Origin of the sequence: Pseudomonas sp. MPB03 (genome assembly GCF_046605385.1) — a bacterium.
GTDB classification, from domain to species: domain Bacteria; phylum Pseudomonadota; class Gammaproteobacteria; order Pseudomonadales; family Pseudomonadaceae; genus Aquipseudomonas; species Aquipseudomonas zanjanensis.
On the sequence record NZ_CP176770.1, the window covers coordinates 4,846,994 to 4,863,919 of the forward strand.

18 protein-coding genes are annotated in these 16,926 nt (G+C 61.7%); 4 read left to right on the forward strand and 14 right to left on the reverse strand.

Annotated features, from left to right (window positions below; genetic code table 11):
• Positions 1 to 103 precede the first annotated feature (103 nt).
• Positions 104 to 1,156 (forward strand): NAD(P)-dependent alcohol dehydrogenase, encoded by a 1,053-nt coding sequence (locus ACLH0I_RS20815; RefSeq protein ID WP_411385275.1) that lies wholly within the window; start codon positions 104 to 106, stop codon positions 1,154 to 1,156.
• Between the two features lie 6 nt (positions 1,157 to 1,162).
• On the opposite strand, the gene ACLH0I_RS20820 is transcribed toward ACLH0I_RS20815, so the two are convergent.
• From ACLH0I_RS20820 to ACLH0I_RS20840, 5 genes are all read right to left on the reverse strand, one after another.
• Positions 1,163 to 1,966, reverse strand: a complete 804-nt coding sequence (locus ACLH0I_RS20820; protein ID WP_013693986.1) for an IclR family transcriptional regulator — start codon at positions 1,964 to 1,966, stop codon at positions 1,163 to 1,165.
• A gap of 59 nt (positions 1,967 to 2,025) precedes the next feature.
• A complete protein-coding gene (locus ACLH0I_RS20825) occupies positions 2,026 to 3,336 on the reverse strand; it encodes an MFS transporter (protein ID WP_411385276.1) in 1,311 nt (436 codons plus the stop codon).
• Between the two features lie 232 nt (positions 3,337 to 3,568).
• Positions 3,569 to 4,717: a galactonate dehydratase gene (gene dgoD, locus ACLH0I_RS20830; protein ID WP_186707213.1), complete on the reverse strand. Its 1,149-nt coding sequence runs from the start codon at positions 4,715 to 4,717 to the stop codon at positions 3,569 to 3,571.
• Between the two features lie 49 nt (positions 4,718 to 4,766).
• Complete coding sequence (locus ACLH0I_RS20835; RefSeq protein WP_250962561.1) at positions 4,767 to 5,387, reverse strand: 2-dehydro-3-deoxy-6-phosphogalactonate aldolase; 621 nt, start codon at positions 5,385 to 5,387, stop codon at positions 4,767 to 4,769.
• 19 nt (positions 5,388 to 5,406) lie between these two features.
• Positions 5,407 to 6,387 carry a 2-dehydro-3-deoxygalactonokinase gene (locus ACLH0I_RS20840; protein ID WP_411385277.1) on the reverse strand — a complete coding sequence of 327 codons (981 nt, stop codon included), beginning with the start codon at positions 6,385 to 6,387 and terminating at the stop codon, positions 5,407 to 5,409.
• Positions 6,388 to 6,575: 188 nt separating this feature from the next.
• On the opposite strand from ACLH0I_RS20840, the gene ACLH0I_RS20845 reads away from it, so the two are divergent.
• Positions 6,576 to 7,208 (forward strand): glutathione S-transferase family protein, encoded by a 633-nt coding sequence (locus ACLH0I_RS20845; RefSeq protein WP_411385278.1) that lies wholly within the window; start codon positions 6,576 to 6,578, stop codon positions 7,206 to 7,208.
• 3 nt (positions 7,209 to 7,211) lie between these two features.
• On the opposite strand, the gene ACLH0I_RS20850 is transcribed toward ACLH0I_RS20845, so the two are convergent.
• Positions 7,212 to 7,694: a GNAT family N-acetyltransferase gene (locus tag ACLH0I_RS20850; protein WP_030137727.1), complete on the reverse strand. Its 483-nt coding sequence runs from the start codon at positions 7,692 to 7,694 to the stop codon at positions 7,212 to 7,214.
• Between the two features lie 191 nt (positions 7,695 to 7,885).
• Here ACLH0I_RS20850 and ACLH0I_RS20855 point away from each other — a divergent pair, with 191 nt between their 5' ends.
• Positions 7,886 to 8,233 carry a hypothetical protein gene (locus tag ACLH0I_RS20855; RefSeq protein ID WP_411385279.1) on the forward strand — a complete coding sequence of 116 codons (348 nt, stop codon included), beginning with the start codon at positions 7,886 to 7,888 and terminating at the stop codon, positions 8,231 to 8,233.
• A 32-nt stretch (positions 8,234 to 8,265) separates the two neighbouring features.
• Positions 8,266 to 8,646, forward strand: a complete 381-nt coding sequence (locus ACLH0I_RS20860; protein WP_411385280.1) for a Rho termination factor N-terminal domain-containing protein — start codon at positions 8,266 to 8,268, stop codon at positions 8,644 to 8,646.
• 282 nt (positions 8,647 to 8,928) lie between these two features.
• Here ACLH0I_RS20860 and araH read toward each other — a convergent pair whose 3' ends face one another.
• From araH to ACLH0I_RS20900, 8 genes are all read right to left on the reverse strand, one after another.
• Positions 8,929 to 9,897, reverse strand: coding sequence for an L-arabinose ABC transporter permease AraH (gene araH, locus ACLH0I_RS20865; protein ID WP_025214842.1), 969 nt, complete (start codon positions 9,895 to 9,897; stop codon positions 8,929 to 8,931).
• Between the two features lie 10 nt (positions 9,898 to 9,907).
• Positions 9,908 to 11,452: an L-arabinose ABC transporter ATP-binding protein AraG gene (araG, locus tag ACLH0I_RS20870; RefSeq protein ID WP_186707207.1), complete on the reverse strand. Its 1,545-nt coding sequence runs from the start codon at positions 11,450 to 11,452 to the stop codon at positions 9,908 to 9,910.
• Positions 11,453 to 11,527: 75 nt separating this feature from the next.
• Positions 11,528 to 12,532, reverse strand: coding sequence for a substrate-binding domain-containing protein (locus ACLH0I_RS20875; protein WP_411385281.1), 1,005 nt, complete (start codon positions 12,530 to 12,532; stop codon positions 11,528 to 11,530).
• 174 nt (positions 12,533 to 12,706) lie between these two features.
• Positions 12,707 to 13,525 carry an SDR family oxidoreductase gene (locus ACLH0I_RS20880; RefSeq protein WP_186707205.1) on the reverse strand — a complete coding sequence of 273 codons (819 nt, stop codon included), beginning with the start codon at positions 13,523 to 13,525 and terminating at the stop codon, positions 12,707 to 12,709.
• Between the two features lie 235 nt (positions 13,526 to 13,760).
• A complete protein-coding gene (locus ACLH0I_RS20885; protein WP_186707204.1) occupies positions 13,761 to 14,636 on the reverse strand; it encodes an SMP-30/gluconolactonase/LRE family protein in 876 nt (291 codons plus the stop codon).
• A complete protein-coding gene (locus ACLH0I_RS20890) occupies positions 14,633 to 15,379 on the reverse strand; it encodes a FadR/GntR family transcriptional regulator (protein WP_060741242.1) in 747 nt (248 codons plus the stop codon). The genes ACLH0I_RS20885 and ACLH0I_RS20890 overlap by 4 nt, the downstream gene beginning before the upstream one ends.
• A gap of 358 nt (positions 15,380 to 15,737) precedes the next feature.
• Positions 15,738 to 16,298 (reverse strand): DUF1285 domain-containing protein, encoded by a 561-nt coding sequence (locus ACLH0I_RS20895; protein WP_250962551.1) that lies wholly within the window; start codon positions 16,296 to 16,298, stop codon positions 15,738 to 15,740.
• Positions 16,299 to 16,313: 15 nt separating this feature from the next.
• Complete coding sequence (locus tag ACLH0I_RS20900; RefSeq protein WP_411385282.1) at positions 16,314 to 16,919, reverse strand: DUF4823 domain-containing protein; 606 nt, start codon at positions 16,917 to 16,919, stop codon at positions 16,314 to 16,316.
• Between the last annotated feature and the right edge of the window lie 7 nt (positions 16,920 to 16,926).

The window sequence follows — 16,926 nt, forward strand, 5'->3', positions numbered from 1 at the left end:
GCCGGAGGATTAGGCATGACAGGCGGAGGAATCGCCATCGCCGCCTGCCGCCATGACTCCCAGAATGGATTCCCTCACCGTTCACTGCTTAGCGAGGTCCATCATGTACACAGCCATCGGCTATGCCGCCCAATCAGCCACCACTCCCCTCGCCCCCATGAAGTTCGAACGTCGCAGCCCGCGAGCCGACGATGTGGCGATCGATATTCTCTACTGCGGGGTCTGCCACTCCGACATCCACCAGGCCCGCAATGAATGGGGCATTGCCGTCTACCCGCTGATGCCCGGCCACGAAATCAGCGGAAAAGTCACCGCCGTCGGTGCGAATGTTACCGCTCACAAAGTCGGCGACTTGGTCGGTGTGGGCTGCATGGTCGACTCCTGCCGCGAGTGCGAAGCGTGCCGGGCTGACTTGGAGCAATACTGCTTCGAAGGCATGACCCAGACCTACGCCAGCCCGGACCGCGTCAGTGGTGGCCACACCATGGGCGGTTATTCCGACAGCATCGTGGTCAGCGAGCACTTTGTGCTGCGCATCCCGCAAACACTCGACCCGGCCAGCGCCGCACCGCTGCTGTGCGCCGGCATCACCACTTATTCGCCCCTCAAACACTACGGCGTGAAGGCTGGCGACAAGGTCGGCGTGCTGGGCATGGGCGGCCTGGGCCACATGGGCATCAAGTTCGCCAAGGCCATGGGCGCAGAAGTGACGCTGTTCACCCGCTCGGCGAGCAAGGCTGAAGAAGCCCGTCGTCAGGGCGCGGACCATGTGATCGTATCCACCGACGCCGAACAGATGGCGGCGGCTGCCGGACGTTTCAATTTCCTGCTGGACACCATTCCGGTGCAGCACGACCTCAATCCCTACCTCGACACGCTGCATTTCGACGGTGTACACATCATCGTGGGCCTGGTCGAGCCGGTCGACCCACCGGTACACGCGGCAAAACTGATCATGGGTCGCCGAGTGCTGGCCGGCTCGCTGATCGGCGGTATCGCAGAAACCCAGGAAATGCTGGATTTCTGCGCCGAGCACGACATCAGTTGCGACATTGAAATGCTCGACATCCGCCAGATCAACGAGGCCTACAGCCGCATGATCGCCGGGGATGTGAAGTACCGCTTCGTCATCGACATGGCGACGCTCAAGGCCTGACGCTCGTCAGACCTTGGCGCCCAGCTCCGCCGACAGCCGGGCTGTGACCCCTTTGACCAGGGGAATCAGCTCGGCCATCTTTTCCAGCGGCATGTACGGCACGGTGCTGGCGATGCTGATACCGGCGACGATGCGCTTGCCAGCGTCTCGAATCGGCGCCGCCACACAACGAATCGACGGCTCGTTGTCTTCCAGGTCGAAGGCATAGCCCCCCGCCACGTATTCCACCATCCGTTGCTGGAACTGTTCCCAGGATTGCTCCTGATGCTGGGGCCAGAACTGATTTTTCCCTCCCGCCGGCAGGCTGATTTCATACAGCCGCTTCCATTGTTCCTGCGAATCATCGAGCATCAGCGCCTTGCCGATCCCGGTGCGCGCCAACGGCATGCGATGGCCTACGCGCGAGCGCATTTCCGGGCCGTTGCGCCCCGGATTCTTCAGCAGGTACAAGACTTCGTCGCCCTCGCGAATCGCCAAGTGAACGGTGTCCCCGGTCAGCGCCGACAGCTCGTCCAGGTACGGCCCCGCCAGGCTCACCAGGGGCAGCTCTTCCCGGGCCTGGAAACCCAGTTCGATCAACTTCGGACCCAGCAGGTAACCCACTTGCGGCACCACGCGCAGGTAACGTTCGTCCACCAGGCAACTGGCCAGGCGATGGGTGGTGCTGCGGGTGGTGCCGATCAGCCGGGCGATTTCCTTCAAGTCGCGGGCGCCACTGGCGACCGCCTGGACCACGCCCAGGCCACGCAGCAATGTCTGCGTGCCGGTAGGCGCGGCGTCCTTGGTGATTTTTGGATCGTCTTGCTGCATAGCCGACCTTCAACAGTGAGCGGGGAACGGGCGGCATTATGGTCGCCCGCCCCGTCGGACTACAACTCGATGCGCTCGACCTTCCCGACCAGCAGGATGTAGGACAGCGCGCCAGCCAATGCCAGGACAGCGATATAGGTAATGGCCGGGGCAAACGAATCGCCGCTGGCGAGGAAGCCAATGACAATCGGCGTGGCGATGGCCGCCAGGTTACCGATGAAGTTGAACACCCCGCCGGTCAACCCGAGCAATCGCGCCGGTGCCAAGGTGGAAACCAGCGACCAAGTGATCGACGCCAGGCCATTGCCGAAGAACGCCAGGGCCAGGAAGGCGATCACCAGCGGCGTCGATTCGACATAGTTGGCACCAATGATCGCCGTGGAAATCAAAAGCCCACCAATGATCGGCAGTTTGCGGGCAAAGCCCACCGTGGCGCCGCGGCGAATCAGCCAATCGGAGAAGAACCCGGAGCACAGCACGCCGACAAACGCCGCGAGGAACGGCAACGACGCCAGCAAGCCAGACTTGATGAAGTCCATGCCGCGATATTTCACCAGGTAGGTTGGAAACCACGTCAGGAAAAACCACAGCGTGGAGTTGAGGCAGAACTGCCCCAGGTAAATGCCCCACAACTTGCGTTGGGTCAGGACGATCCGCAGGTCGGCCCAGCTGAACTTGGCCTTGACCTTGGCAGCCTCGGCCTGGATGTCCACCAGCCCGCCGCCTTCGCGGATCAGCTCGATTTCGGCGGCGTTGGCGCCTTTGAAATCCCGCGGCTCGCGATACACCGCGTACCAGATCACTGCCCAGAGAATGCCCACCGCGCCTGTGGCGACAAACACCATGTGCCAACCGAAGGCGTGCTGCAGCCAGGCCAATACCGGGGTCAGGAAAGCCAGCCCGACGAATTGCCCGGACGTGTAGAAACCGATGGCCGTGGCCCGCTCGCGCTCGGGAAACCAGGTCGTCACCACGCGGCTGTTGATTGGATAGGCCGGCGCTTCCAGGGCTCCGACTGCCATGCGCAGCACGAACAACGCGATGAAGCTGGAGACGAACCCCAGCATCACCGTCGCCACCGACCACAGCAGCAACGCCACGCTGTAGAGGATGCGCGGCGGCACCCGGTCCACCAGCCAGCCGCCGGGAATCTGCATGGCGGCGTAGGTCCAGCCGAACGCGGAGAAAATCAGCCCGACGTGGATCGGGTCGATGCCCAGGTCACTGGTCAGCGCGGGGGCGGCAATCGAGAGGTTACTGCGGTCCAGGTAATTGATCACCACGGTGATGAACAGCAGGACCATGATGAAAAAACGCTTGCGGCTAGGCGTCACCAACGACGCCTGCGCGCTCAGGGTGTGCGCTTGCATGTGAGGTGCCTCTTTTTATGTTTATTGAGGAACGGGCGTACCGAAGAAGATCTCCCTGCCTGCGAAGATCAAACTGTGGGAGCGAGCTTGCTCGCGATGACGGTGTGTCAGTTGGCGCATGTGTGACTGATACATTGCCATCGCGAGCAAGCTCGCTCCCACAGGGGCTCTGGGGCGCTCATGGGCTTTTGCATTCACCACAGGCCCACAGGGATCTTGGGTCAGGCGTGACTCACCACTCGGCAAAACTGCCATCGGCATGGCGCCAGATCGGGTTGCGCCAGCGGTGGCCGATGGCTGCGCGTTCGATGACGTATTCCTCGTTGATCTCGATGCCCAGGCCCGGGCCATTCGGGATCTTCACGAAGCCCTTGTCGTAGTCGAACACCTGCGGATCCTTGATGTAATCCAGCAGGTCGTTGCTCTCGTTGTAGTGGATGCCCAGGCTCTGCTCCTGGATGAACGCGTTGTAGCAGACCGCGTCCAGTTGCAGGCACGCCGCCAGGGCGATGGGACCCAGCGGGCAGTGCAGCGCCAGCGCCACGTCGTAGGCCTCGGCCATGTTGGCGATCTTGCGGGTTTCGGTGATGCCGCCGGCGTGGGACGCATCCGGCTGGATGATGTCCACGTAGCCTTCGCTGAGTACGCGCTTGAAGTCCCAGCGCGAGAACAACCGCTCGCCGAGGGCAATCGGGGTGCTGGTCAGCGGCGCCAATTCCTTGAGGGCTTCGTAGTTTTCGCTGAGTACCGGCTCTTCGATGAACATCAGTTTGTAAGGGTCGAGTTCCTTCATCAGCACCTTGGCCATCGGCTTGTGCACGCGGCCGTGGAAGTCCACGCCAATGCCGACGTTCGGCCCGACCGCATCGCGTACCGCCGCCACGTTGGCCAGGGCCAGGTCGACTTTTTCGAAGGTATCGAGAAACTGCAACTCTTCGGTGCCATTCATTTTCACCGCGGTGAAGCCCCGCCCTACGGCCTCTTTCGCCGCGCGGGCGGTGTCCGCTGGCCGGTCGCCGCCGATCCACGAATACACACGGATCTTGTCCCGCACCTGGCCGCCCAGCAAATCGCTGACCGACACGCCCAGGGCCTTGCCCTTGATGTCCCACAACGCCTGGTCGATGCCGGCCAGGGCGCTCATGTGAATGGCGCCGCCGCGGTAGAAGCCGCCGCGATAGAGCACGGTCCAGATGTCTTCGATGTTGCGTGGGTCTTTGCCGATCAGGTAGTCGGACAATTCCTCGACAGCCGCCGCCACCGTGTGGGCACGGCCCTCGACCACGGGCTCGCCCCAACCGGTCACGCCCTCGTCGGTCTCGACCTTGAGGAAGCACCAGCGCGGCGGAACGATAAACGTGGTCAGCTTGGTAATTTTCATCTTGTTGTCTCTCTTGTCAGATGCAGCGCGCGGGGCGCTGGAAAAGTCTTCAGTTCAAGGCATTCCATGCGGCTACGTAGGCCTTGGCGCGTACCGCCACTTCATCCGCTGTCAGGCCCGGCTTGAACAGCCCGGATCCGAGGCCGAAACCCTTGACGCCGGCTTCGACGAACACCGCCATGTTGTCCGGCGTAATCCCGCCCACCGGCACCAGCACGGTCCCGGCCGGCAACACCGCGAGCCAGGCCTTGACCACCGCCGGGCCCATTTGCTCGGCGGGAAACATCTTCAGTACATGAGCGCCTTCGGCCAGCGCGGCAAAGGCTTCGGTGGGCGTGGCGACGCCGGGCGACAGGTACAATCCCGCCGCTTTCGCCGCACGCAGCACCTTCGGGTCGCTGTGGGGCATGACGATCACTTGGCCGCCAGCGGCTTTCACCTGCCCGACCTGTTCCGGCGTGAGCACGGTGCCGGCACCGATCAGGCAATCGGCCGGCAAGGTACTGCGCAGGATGCGGATACTTTCGTACGGTTCGGGGGAATTGAGCGGCACTTCGATGACACGAAATCCGGCGCTGTACAGGACCTCGCCGATGGCCGCCGCCTCTTCGGGACGCAAGCCACGCAGGATCGCGATCAACCCGTTGTGCGCCAGTGCTTGTGTGAGCATGTCAGACCTCCAGTCAGGTTCAGGGGACGGTGGAATCGAGCAACCCGGCCGCCACGGCCAGTTGCCACAAACCGCGTTCGGTGGCCTGTTCGGCCAGGACCACCCGGGCGAAGCCGCAGGCGTCGAGGGCCCGTTGATAGCGGACACAGAGTTGGGAGTTGCCGATCAGCACCACCGTCGGCAGGTGCAGGCTGTCGCGGCGACGGCGCTGCACCTCGGCCAGCGCCGCCAGCTCATGGCCGATCAACAGGCCCGAGAGGTAATCCGCCTGGGCACTGGCCGCCAGCTCGCCGGTCAAGCCCAGGCTGCGGGCGCTGAACACGGTGGACAACGGGCCGATCTGGCCGTCCACCGACAGCGCCACCTGCACGCCACGGTCAAACGCCACGCCATCGAAGGTCGTCCCCCGTTGCTGGGTGCGGCCGAGAATGCTGTGGTCACTGAGCACGGCGAAGATCTCGCCAGTCATGAAGGTATCGAAATGCACAATGCAGCCATCGGCCACTTCCACCCATTTCGAATGACTGCCAGGCAGGCCGATCAGCACCGCTTCGTCTGGCAGGCTGTGCAAGGCACCGAGCACTTGGGTTTCTTCGCCGCGCATGACATTGGGTAAACGTGAACGCTGGATCACGCCGGGCACGATGTGCACATCGACGCCGCGAAGGCTGCGAACGGTTTGTAGGGAATGTCCGAGATTGGCGACGTTGGCGGGTGTGTCGCAGTAAGGCGCTTCGCGCCAGCCCTGGGCGCTGCCCACCATGCCGCAGGCAATCACAGGCAAGCCCGGTTGAGCATCGAGCCAGTCGCCGCAGGCCTCGTCGAAGGCCAGCTCGAAACCGTCGATGCAGACCCGGCCGGCCACGGTTCGTGGCCCGGAGGGCAACTGCATGATCCCCGACGACAGCGAACGCTGCTCGAGCACCTCGCCACCGGCTGCGAGTTTGTAAGCCCGTAATGAGGTGGTCCCCCAATCGAGCGCGATCAATTGCGCCTGCATCCGCTTCACCTGTTTTGTTTTTTGGCAGTGAGTGGAACGGACTATAAACCTGGGGACGATAAAATCTCAATATATAAATATCACTCCCATATATTGGGATCTGATAAGCCAACCACAAAGCCAATCGCCATCCGTCCAAGACCCTGCTAGTTTTCTGGTCGGATGCTAAACAACTCAGGGAAAAAGTGATGGAACAATTGCTGAAAATCCTCGGCCGCACTTCCTCGATCAATGTCAGAAAAGTGCTGTGGACCTGCCAGGAACTGGACATCGCCTACGAACGCGAAGACTGGGGTATCGGCTTTGCCTCGACCCATGACCCGGCGTTCCTGGCCTTGAACCCGAATGCCCAAGTGCCGGTGATCATTGATGAGAACGGTGTGCTCTGGGAGTCGAACACTATTTGTCGCTATCTGGTGGGCAAGCAGGGGCGCAGCGATCTGCTGCCCGTCGAACCTGCCGCACGGGCACGCATCGAGCAGTGGATGGACTGGCAGGCCACGGAACTCAATCCTTCCTGGGGCGATGCGTTTTACGGATTGGTGCGCAAACACCCGGACTTCCAAGACCCACAGCTCATCGCCGCGGGCGTCAAAGGCTGGAACGAGAAGATGGGTTTGCTGGAACAGCAGTTGAACCGCACCGGCGCCTACGTGGCCGGTACGGCGTTTTCCCTTGCGGACGTACTTATCGGTCTGTCCGCACACCGCTGGCGCCAGACACCGATGGAACGCCCGGACTATCCGGCGGTGGCCGCCTATTGCAAGCGGCTCGAACAACGCCCCGGATTTGCCGAATACGCGTCCAACGCATATTCATGAGCATCAATTGCCGTTAGCGAAATCCCGTAGCACCTTGCCGTCCATTCGGTAGCGCACCCATTCTTCCTGGGGTTGCGCGCCGAGGGATTTGTAGAAATCGATGGCCGGCGTGTTCCAGTCCAGCACGCTCCATTCGAAGCGGCCGCAATCGTTGTCGCAGGCGATCTTCGCCAGGTGGCGCAACAGCGTCTTCCCCGCCCCGCCACCGCGCTGCTCCGGCGTGATGTACAGGTCTTCGAGGTACAGGCAGTTGCTGCCCAGCCAGGTGGAATAGCTGAAGAAAAACACCGCGAAACCGATCGGCACGCCGTCACGCAGGCAGATCAGCCCGTGGGCGGTTGCGCCTTCGCTGAACAGGCTGCGCTCGATGTCGGCCACACTGGCGATGACTTCGTGGCGGGCTTTTTCGTAATCGGCCAACTCGGTAATGAAGGCAAGGATTTGAGGCGCATCGCTGGGTTGCGCAGGACGGATCTCGATCGACATGAACAGGCCTTGTAGCCAATTGAAAGCGCCATACTAAGCCGCTGCGCGGCGCTCGTCACATACCGATCCAACTATTTGATCTCGGACGCACGCCTCTTCCCAAAACTGCCATTCGTCGCGCCCAAGGCACCAACGCCAAGCCACCAAGGCCCAAGATCAGGTAAGCATTCTGAAAAATGGAGGCGACACCCATGATCACTTCAAGGCTGACCGTATTCACCTTCGCCGCGCTGCTGTCCTCGGCGGCCTTCGCGGCCTCTACCGACGGCACTGGGCCGACCGATCCCGTACAAGCGCCAAACTCCCCTGCCACGCAAGGCCTGCCCAAGTTGAACACCGACGGCACCGGTGGCGGTAGCCTGAACAATGGCCAGCCACCGGCCACCGGCACCGATCCACGCGTGCAGGGGAATGACACCGGGCGCCAGGGCGGCATGAATACGCCGGACTCCACCGCACCGGATAACGCCGAGACCGGAGTGGGCTCGAAAACCACGACCGGTGGCTCGGGTTCCGAAGGTGGCGCCGCCAGCCAGTAGCCTTTGCCCGGACATTTGAGGAGGAACATCCCATGCCTCGTGGAAGCAAAGACAAATACACCGACAAGCAAAAACGCAAGGCCGAGCACATCGAAGAAAGTTATGAGCAAAAAGGTGTGTCGGAGGGCGAGGCCGAAGCTCGGGCCTGGGCGACGGTGAACAAGCAGTCCGGTGGCGGCGAACGCTCCGGTGGTTCAGGCAAGGAAAAACCGGCGGCGGCCAAGAAAACCGACCGCAAGGAATCAGCCCGCCGCGCCGCCAAGACCCGCGAGGGTCACCCACGCACCAGCAAAGCCTCCCATGGGACCCAGACCGTGGACAGCTTGATGAAGGAAGCCCGGGCGAAAAACATTCCCGGACGTTCGAAGATGCGCAAGCAGGAGCTGGTCGAAGCGTTGCGCAAGGCCGGGTGATGGTTGGCGTCAGGGAGGGCGCCTTCGCGAGCAAGCTCGTTCCCACATGGGGTCTGTGTTGTGCCGAGGTCCTGCGCCTGACACTAAAACCCTGTGGAAGCGGGCTTGCTCGCGAAAGCGGTGGGTCAGCTAAGGAAGTGTTGGATGTGTCGACGCCTTCGCGAGCAAGCTCGCTCCCACATGGGGTCTGTGCTGTGCCGAGGTCCTGCGCCTGACACTAAAACCCTGTGGGAGCGAGCTTGCTCGCGATGGCGGCAGATCAGCCGCCAGTAATCCCACCGTCTAGCGCTGCTTCAACCGGTCAATCACCACCGCCAGCAACAGGATCGAGCCGCGGATGACGTATTGGTAGAAGGTGTCGATGTTCTTCAGGTTCATCGCGTTTTCAATGATCGCCAAAATCAGCACGCCGGCGATGACGTGGCGAATCATGCCGATGCCGCCGCTCAACGACACCCCGCCCAGCACGCAGGCCGAGATCACCGTCAACTCGAAGCCCTGGCCGATCATCGGCTGGCCCGAGGTCATGCGCGACGCCAGGATCACCCCGGCCAAGGCGCCGATCAAACCATGCACGGCGAAGATGATGATCTTGGTGCGATCAACGTTCACCCCCGCCAGCAACGCCGCTTCCTGGTTGCCACCGATGGCCATGGTGTTGCGCCCGTAAGTGGTGTAGTTCAACAGCCAGCCGAAAAACAGGAAGCAGACGATGGTGATCAGGATCGGCACCGGCACGCCGAACAATTGGCCATTGCCGAACACGAAGAACGATTCCTGGGACACACCCACCGCCTTGCCGTTGGCAAAGATGTAGGCCAGGCCGCGGACGATCTGCATCGTCGCCAAGGTGGTGATCAAGGCGTTGACCCGCAGCTTGGCGATCACGATGCCGTTGATCAGGCCGACGATCAGCCCCATCGCCAGCGCCGCGCTGACGCCGAGGAACACGCTGTTGGTGTCGCGCATCACCACCGCCGCGACGACGCCGGCACAGGCAATCACCGAACCGACCGACAAGTCGAAGTGCCCGGACGCCAGGCAATACAACATGGTGCAGGCCGCGATGCCAGTGGTGGAAATCGCCAGGCCCAGGCCGCGCATGTTCAGCGGCGACAGGAAGTTGTCGATCATCAGGGTGCAAAGCACGAAGATCCCGATGGCCGCCAGCAGCATGACCCAGTCGTCGAGGAAACGACGCAGGTCCAGGGGTTTGCGTGCCGTTGGCAGTGCATTGTTTTGAATGGTCATGATTTACCTCTCAGTTCGCCGCGTCGGCAACGCGTTGGCGCGGCAGCGCCAGTTGCAGCAGGTTGGATTCGTTGGCCTGGTCGCGCGGCAGTTCGCCACGCATGGCCCCTTCGCAGAGCACCAGGATTCGGTCGGAAATGCCCATCACTTCCATCAGGTCGCTGGACACCACAATCACCGCGATGCCGTCGGCCGCCAGGTTGTGGATAATCTGATAGATCTCCGCCTTGGCACCGATGTCGATGCCACGGGTCGGTTCGTCCAGCAGCAGGACTTTCATCGGCATCGACAGCCAGCGACCGAGAATCGCCTTCTGCTGATTGCCGCCAGACAGGTACATGATTTTCTGGCTGGCCGCCGGCGTCTTCACCTTCAGCGACTTGATCTGCTTGTCGGCATTGCCCCGTTCCCAATCACCGCGCAACAGGCAGCCGAGGGTCGAGTGGGACGGTCGGGCGCTGATGTTGATGTTCTCGCCCACGCTGCCCAACGGGATGATGCCTTCCTTCTTGCGATCTTCCGGGCACAGCAGCACGCCAGCGGCAATGGCATCCCGTGGCGAACGCAGTTTCAGTTCCTGGCCGTGCAGGACCAGGCTGCCCTCGCTCTGGCGCTCCAGGCCACTGAGCAAGCGAAACAGCTCGGTGCGGCCGGCGCCGACCAACCCGAACAAGCCGAGGATCTCGCCCTTGTGCACCTGGAAACTCACCGGTTCGCGCAAGCCCGGCCCCAGCAGGCCCTTCACTTGCAGCGCCACATCGCCGCGTTCCCGAGGACGGTAATCGTAGATGTCCTGGATATCGCGGCCGACCATGCAGGTGACCAACTGATCGTGGGTCAGCTCGCTCATGTTCTCGAAGGTCCGGACATAACGACCGTCCTTGAACACGGTCACCGCATTACAGATACGGAACACCTCTTCCATGCGGTGGCTGACGTACAGCACCACTTTGCCCTCGTCTCGCAAGCGGGCGATGATCGCCATCAAACGGTCGATTTCCCGGGCCGACAGGCTACTGGTGGGTTCGTCGAAGGCAATGACATGGGCGCCACGGGACAAGGCCTTGGCGATTTCCACCAATTGCCGTTGGCCGAGGGACAGGCGACCGACTTTTTCCTGCGGGTCGATTTCGTCGGCCAGGCCTTTGAGCAGCGCCAGCGCCTGTTGGCGCAGCACACCACGGTTGACCAGGCCGAAACGCGCCGGCAAATGGCCGAGAAACAGGTTTTCCGCGACGGTCATTTCCGGCACCAGGTGCAGCTCCTGGTGAATCACCGCCACCCCGCTGGCGATGCTGTCGGCGGTGCCTTTGAAGGCCATCGTCTGTTCGCCGATCTGCAGGTCGCCACTGCTTGGGATGTAGGCGCCACCGAGGATCTTCAGCAACGTGGACTTGCCCGCGCCGTTCTCGCCCATCAAGGCATGCACCTGCCCCGGATGCGCGACGAAACTGATATTGGCCAGCGCCTGCACGCCGGGAAAGGATTTGCCGATCCCGTTGAACCGCAAGCTGCCGCCGATGTTGTGTTGCCGTGTCGCTGTTTGCGCTTGCATAACCACCTCGAACTTACAAAGATCAAGCGACCCCGCCACTCATGTGGCCAGGGCCGCTTTTGAATCAACCGACCGTCAGTTCCACAGGCCGATCTTTTCCAGCTCCTGCTTGAAGTTCTCCCGGGTGATCAGCGTCACCTCGTCCATGGCGGTGTACTTCGGCGGTTCCTTGCCGGTGGTGATCCACTCGTACATCATTTCGGCGGTCTTGTAGCCTTCGATGTGCGGGCTTGGCAGCATCGAACCGAAGAAGCCACTATTGGGTTTCTTGAGCTCGCCGATGGCGTCGGTGCCGTTGATGCCGATACCAATCACATTGGCTGCCTTGAACCCGGCCGCTTCAGTGGCGCGCACGCCGCCCAGCACGGTGTTGTCGTTCATGCCACCAATGATCAGGTTTTTCGCGGCGCTAGGCAGCTTCACCAACGCCGAGTTGGTGGAGTCCATGCTGCCGGGTACGTCGAGGGTCTTGAGCGCCGTAAACAGGATATGGTCTTCCGGCATCCCGGCTTTCTTCAGGGCATCGACCGAACCGTCGGTGCGCTTCTTGCCGGTGTCCAGCTCGTTGAAGGTGTTGATCACCGCGTAGGTATCTTTCCACTCCCAATTACGCTTCTTCGCTTCAGCGGCCATGGCAGCGCCCTGCTTCTGGCCCACTTCAAAAGCGGCCATGCCCAGGTATGGCACGTCTTCCATGAACTTGCCGTTGGCGTCGACGAAACGGTCGTCCACGGCAATTACCTTGAGATCGTTGAGCTTGGCCTTGGCCATGATGGCTGGGCCGAGGGACACGTCCGGCGGGCAGATCACGAAGCCCTTGGCACCGTTGGCGGCCAGGCTGTCGATGGCCGAGAGGGTTTTCTCGCCGTCGGGCACGGCGATCTTGATCAATTGGAATCCTTTATCCTTGGCCGCCTTCTCGGCAAACGCCCACTCGGTCTGGAACCAAGGCTCCTCGGCCTGCTTGACCAGGAAACCAATTTTTACCGCATCGGCCGCCAGCAAGTGGCTGCTGAGGCTGACCGCGGTAACCGCCAGGGCGGCGCGACACAGGGAACGGATCCCACGACGATGTTTCATAGTTGACTCCTTGTTTTTTTTATTGAAAGCCAAACGTCCAGGGTCTGCTCCACCGTCGGTGGAAATGCGCAGGCTGGGCGGTTACATCAAGTTGCTACACAGCATAGGCCTAAATAGTCATATCGTATGATGATTGGATTACAGGCGAAGTTTCCCACTGCAATCCAGGAATATTCAGTCGTGGTACATGACTGAACGTCCTCCATCGATGGTGATGCATGAGGCATTGATAAACGGTGCTTCGTCACTGGCCAGGAACACGGCCGTCATTGCCACTTCGATCGGTTGCCCGACACGCCGTGGCGGGTGCATATCCAGCGCACGTTGGCGTTCGGCGTGGGGATCGGCAAAGCCGTTCCAGTAGTCGACGTTCAGCTGGGTCTCGATGTACCCCGGAGCGATGGCATTGACGCGTACCCCTTTGGGCGCGTATTCGATGCCCAGGGCGCGAGTCAGGCCGAGCAGGCCGTGCTTGGCCACCGGGTAAGGGAAACAGCCGGGAATGATGTGGGACGAATGGACGGAGGCAATGTTGATAATGCTGCCCACGCCCTGTTCGATCATTTGTGGCAGCACCGCCTTGCAACCGTACCAGGCGCCATCCAGGTCGATGGCGAAGCAGCGGCGCCAGTCCTCTTCGGTCATTTCCAGCGGGTCGCGGAAGACGTTGACGCCGGCGCAGTTGACCAGCACATCGATGCGACCGTGCAGCTCGACGGCGCGACGGGCCATGGCCTGCAAGTCTTGCTGCTTCGACACATCGGCCTGCAACGCTTGCACATCGGCACCGCGTTCACGCCAGTGGGCGGCCACCGCCTCGACTTTCTGCGCCTGGATGTCACTGATCACCAGTCGGGCCTGCTGCGAGGCGAACGCCGCGACGATGGCTTCGCCAATGCCTTGGGCGGCGCCGGTCAACAGCACGACCTTGTCTTTCAGGCGTTCGCCCTTCGGTGGCTCCGGCACGGGCGGCAAGACCAAGGGCTCAGCCATGGCTCAAGGCTCCTGCGTGCGGGCACGACGAAAACCGGGCATCCACGGATGACCGGCGCAAAGGCGCTTGGAAGAACAGTGGCCGGCGTACGCCGCCGGGGCGTACGGGGAAAGATCGTTGCATCACTTCACCTGTTTTGTTTTTTTAGTGTGAGTGCGTATTGCCGATGGAGCCGACTATAAACCCGGCCGCCAAATAATCTCAATATATATATTTACATCCCATATTTTGGGATTACCCCGCAAACCTTGTACAGGCCACGCCAGGCACATCGACACGCATCGACAGCACCGCACCGTCCAGCGGATGACCCAAGGGGCTCGCCGCGCTGGTGATGTACAACGTCTTGAGGTCTTCGCCGCCGAACACACAACTGGTCGGTCGGCTGACGGGCAATTCGATCACCCGGTCGACCTGCCCGTCCGGCGTCAGCCGCAACAGGCAACTGCCGTCCCAGCGGGCGTTCCAGATATAGCCCCTGGCATCCATCGCCGAGCCATCCGGGCCGCCACGCGGGTGTGGGCCGAACCAGACCTCGGCCGGCGCGAGATTGCCTTCCGGATAGATAAAGTGCCGATACACCGTGCCGTCCAGGCTGTCGCCGAAATACACCGTGGTGCCATCGGGGCTCCAGAGCAGGGTGTTGGGGATGCCCAGCCCGCGCAACAAGGGCATGACCCGACCGTCGCCACCGACGCGAAACAGGCCACCGGACCGTTGTTCGATCGGCAAGTCCTCGCCGTCGGCACCGATGTTGTTCTGCATGGTGCCGAGCCAGAGTTGGCCCAGGGCATCGCAACGGGCTTCGTTGGCGCGATTACCCAGTTGGGGGTCGGCCATGCACAGCAGCGTCAGGCGCGGCTCCAGGCCCGGCGAATCAAGATCGAGGCGATAGACGCCACTGCTCAGGGTCACCAGTGCGTCGCCACTTTGGGTCGGTATGAAGGCGGACACATGCTCGGGCATCTGCCAGATCTCCACGTTGGCGCCGATCAGCCGCAGTGCCTGCTTACCAGCGATATCGACCCAATACAACGCTTGGGTCGGCGCATCCCAGAAGGGCCCCTCGCCCAACTTCGCCCGGTGTTCCGTCACAGCCGTCCACTTCATTGAAACCTCCCGTTCCCGACTTGCCCGGCGGCGTCTGTTCGACCGGCCATGACATTGGGGTAAAAGCGTTTGATCGCCAGGTCAGCGTTATCGATCAGGGTCATGCAGGCCCAGACACCCCGGGCCGCGTCACGGGCGGCGATGGCGTCGGCGATGTCCTTGTGGATGGGCAAGGTGCGGCGCAACTCATCCGGGTCGGCCGCCGACACCTCGAACGACACCGCCAGCAACGCCCCCAGGGCCGGGACCATCTGTTCGATGAATTGATTATGGCTGGCGGCCAGGATGCACTCATGAAAAAACTGGTCGGCGCGGTTGTAGTCTGCGCCGCTGTCCACTGCCCGTTCCAAGGCATGGTAGGCCAGGCGGATCGCCTGCACCTGATCGGCCGTGGCCCGCTCACAGGCCCAGCGCACCGCCATCGGCTCGATGGTACGGCGCAGGTCCAGCAAGTCGTCGACGAAGTTTTCCGGCAGGCCGCTGCGTGACAGCCAGCCCACCACTTGAGGGTCGAACAGGTTCCAGCGGCGCACCGGCAATACCCGCGTGCCGACTTTCGGCCCGACTTCCAGCATGCCTTTGGCCACCAGGGTCTTGATCGCCTCGCGAATCACTGTGCGACTGACGCCCAGTTGCTCGCCCAAGTCCGCTTCGACCTTGATGGTTTGCCCAGGCTTGACCTGGCCAGCGGCGATCCAGCCCCCCAGCCAATCGACGGTCGATGCGTGAAAACTGCTGGACATGAAAACCCCGCGGGCCACTCTTATTGGTGGCCCACGCTAATCATCATACGATTGGGTGTCAATTTGAATTTTGCATAACCCCTGTGGGAGCGGGCTTGCTCGCGATGGCGGAGGGTCAGTTTGCGGTGATGTTGGATACCCACAAGGTTTTTTGGGTACTGCACGACCCTGTGGCGAGGGAGCTTGCTCCCGCTGGGTCGCACAGCGGCCCCAAAAAAAGCGATGAGCGCTGCGCACTCAAGCGGGAGCAAGCTCCCTCGCCACAAAAGCTACCCAGCCATTACGCCACAGATTGATCAACGGTAAACCCTGTGGGAGCGAGCCTGCTCGCGAAAGCGACGCCTCGGTGCTCCGAGGATCAGGGTTCCAGGCCGATGGGGAAAAACTCGCCGCCGCTCCACACACCCAGCCAGCGCTGCCCATCGATCTCGCGACTGACTGCCAGTTCCACCAGTTGATAGAACACATTGCGATGGATCAGCGCTTCGAGGTTGCTGCGCACATGCACGTAAGGCGTCGGTTCCTGGGTCTGGGGATCGATCTCCACCCGCAGCGGGTGCGCGGCGCCGGCCTCGGTGGTTTCCTCGACATTGGTGGTGAAGCGCAACAATTGTCCTTCCCCCTGCCCTTCCACCTCCAGGGTCACGGCCACGAACGGCGCGTCATCGACCTTGATGCCGACTTTTTCCACAGGGGTGATCAGGAAATAATCATCGCCGTCGCGGCGGATGATGGTGGAGAACAGCTTGACCATCGGTTTTCGTCCGATGGGCGTACCCAAGTAGTACCAGGTGCCGTCCCGGGCGATGCGCATGTCGATGTCGCCGCAGAAGTCGGGGTTCCACAAGTGGACCGGCGGCAGGCCTTTGGTCTTGGGGATCTGCCCCAGCAAGTCATTGGCTTTTTGCGGTCCGCTCATGGTGACTCCTCGTAGTTACTGGTCGCTCATCCCCAACAGGCTGCGGGCATATTCACGCAGAGGCGCGGCGATGAGGTCTTGGGGCTGCTTGTCGTGGAACGTCAGTAAACCGCCACGACTCTTGATCCGTGCAGTATCAATCAAATACTGCGTGCTGGTCTCGATCAACATGATTTGAATCACGCCGGTATCGACACCCAGGCGATCCACGGCTTCCTCATCCAGCCATTCGTCGGAGTTGCCGATGCGGTTATCGGCCTTGGCGAACCGGGTGTACAACAGGTAATGGGCACCGGCGGCACGGGCTTCGCCCATCGCCTGATCAAGGCCTTCGGGAACACGGGCACGACGGACCATGGGGAAATATTCGATGAAGCCATTGAAGGCTTCTTCGGCCACGACATTGGGACGTGGATAGGCACTGCCCGGCGGAGCGAAGGCGCCCTGGGCGATGTAGATGAACGAGTCGGGCTGAATTCGCAGGTTGTTCACACGACGGCTTTCGCTATGGTCCAGCAGGCCGGCATCACTCATGTGATAACGAACACCCTCCCCCATGTCGCTGACATTCATGCAACCGCCAAGCACCAAAACGGCCAGCAGCAAAACCAGGCTACGCATCCTATCC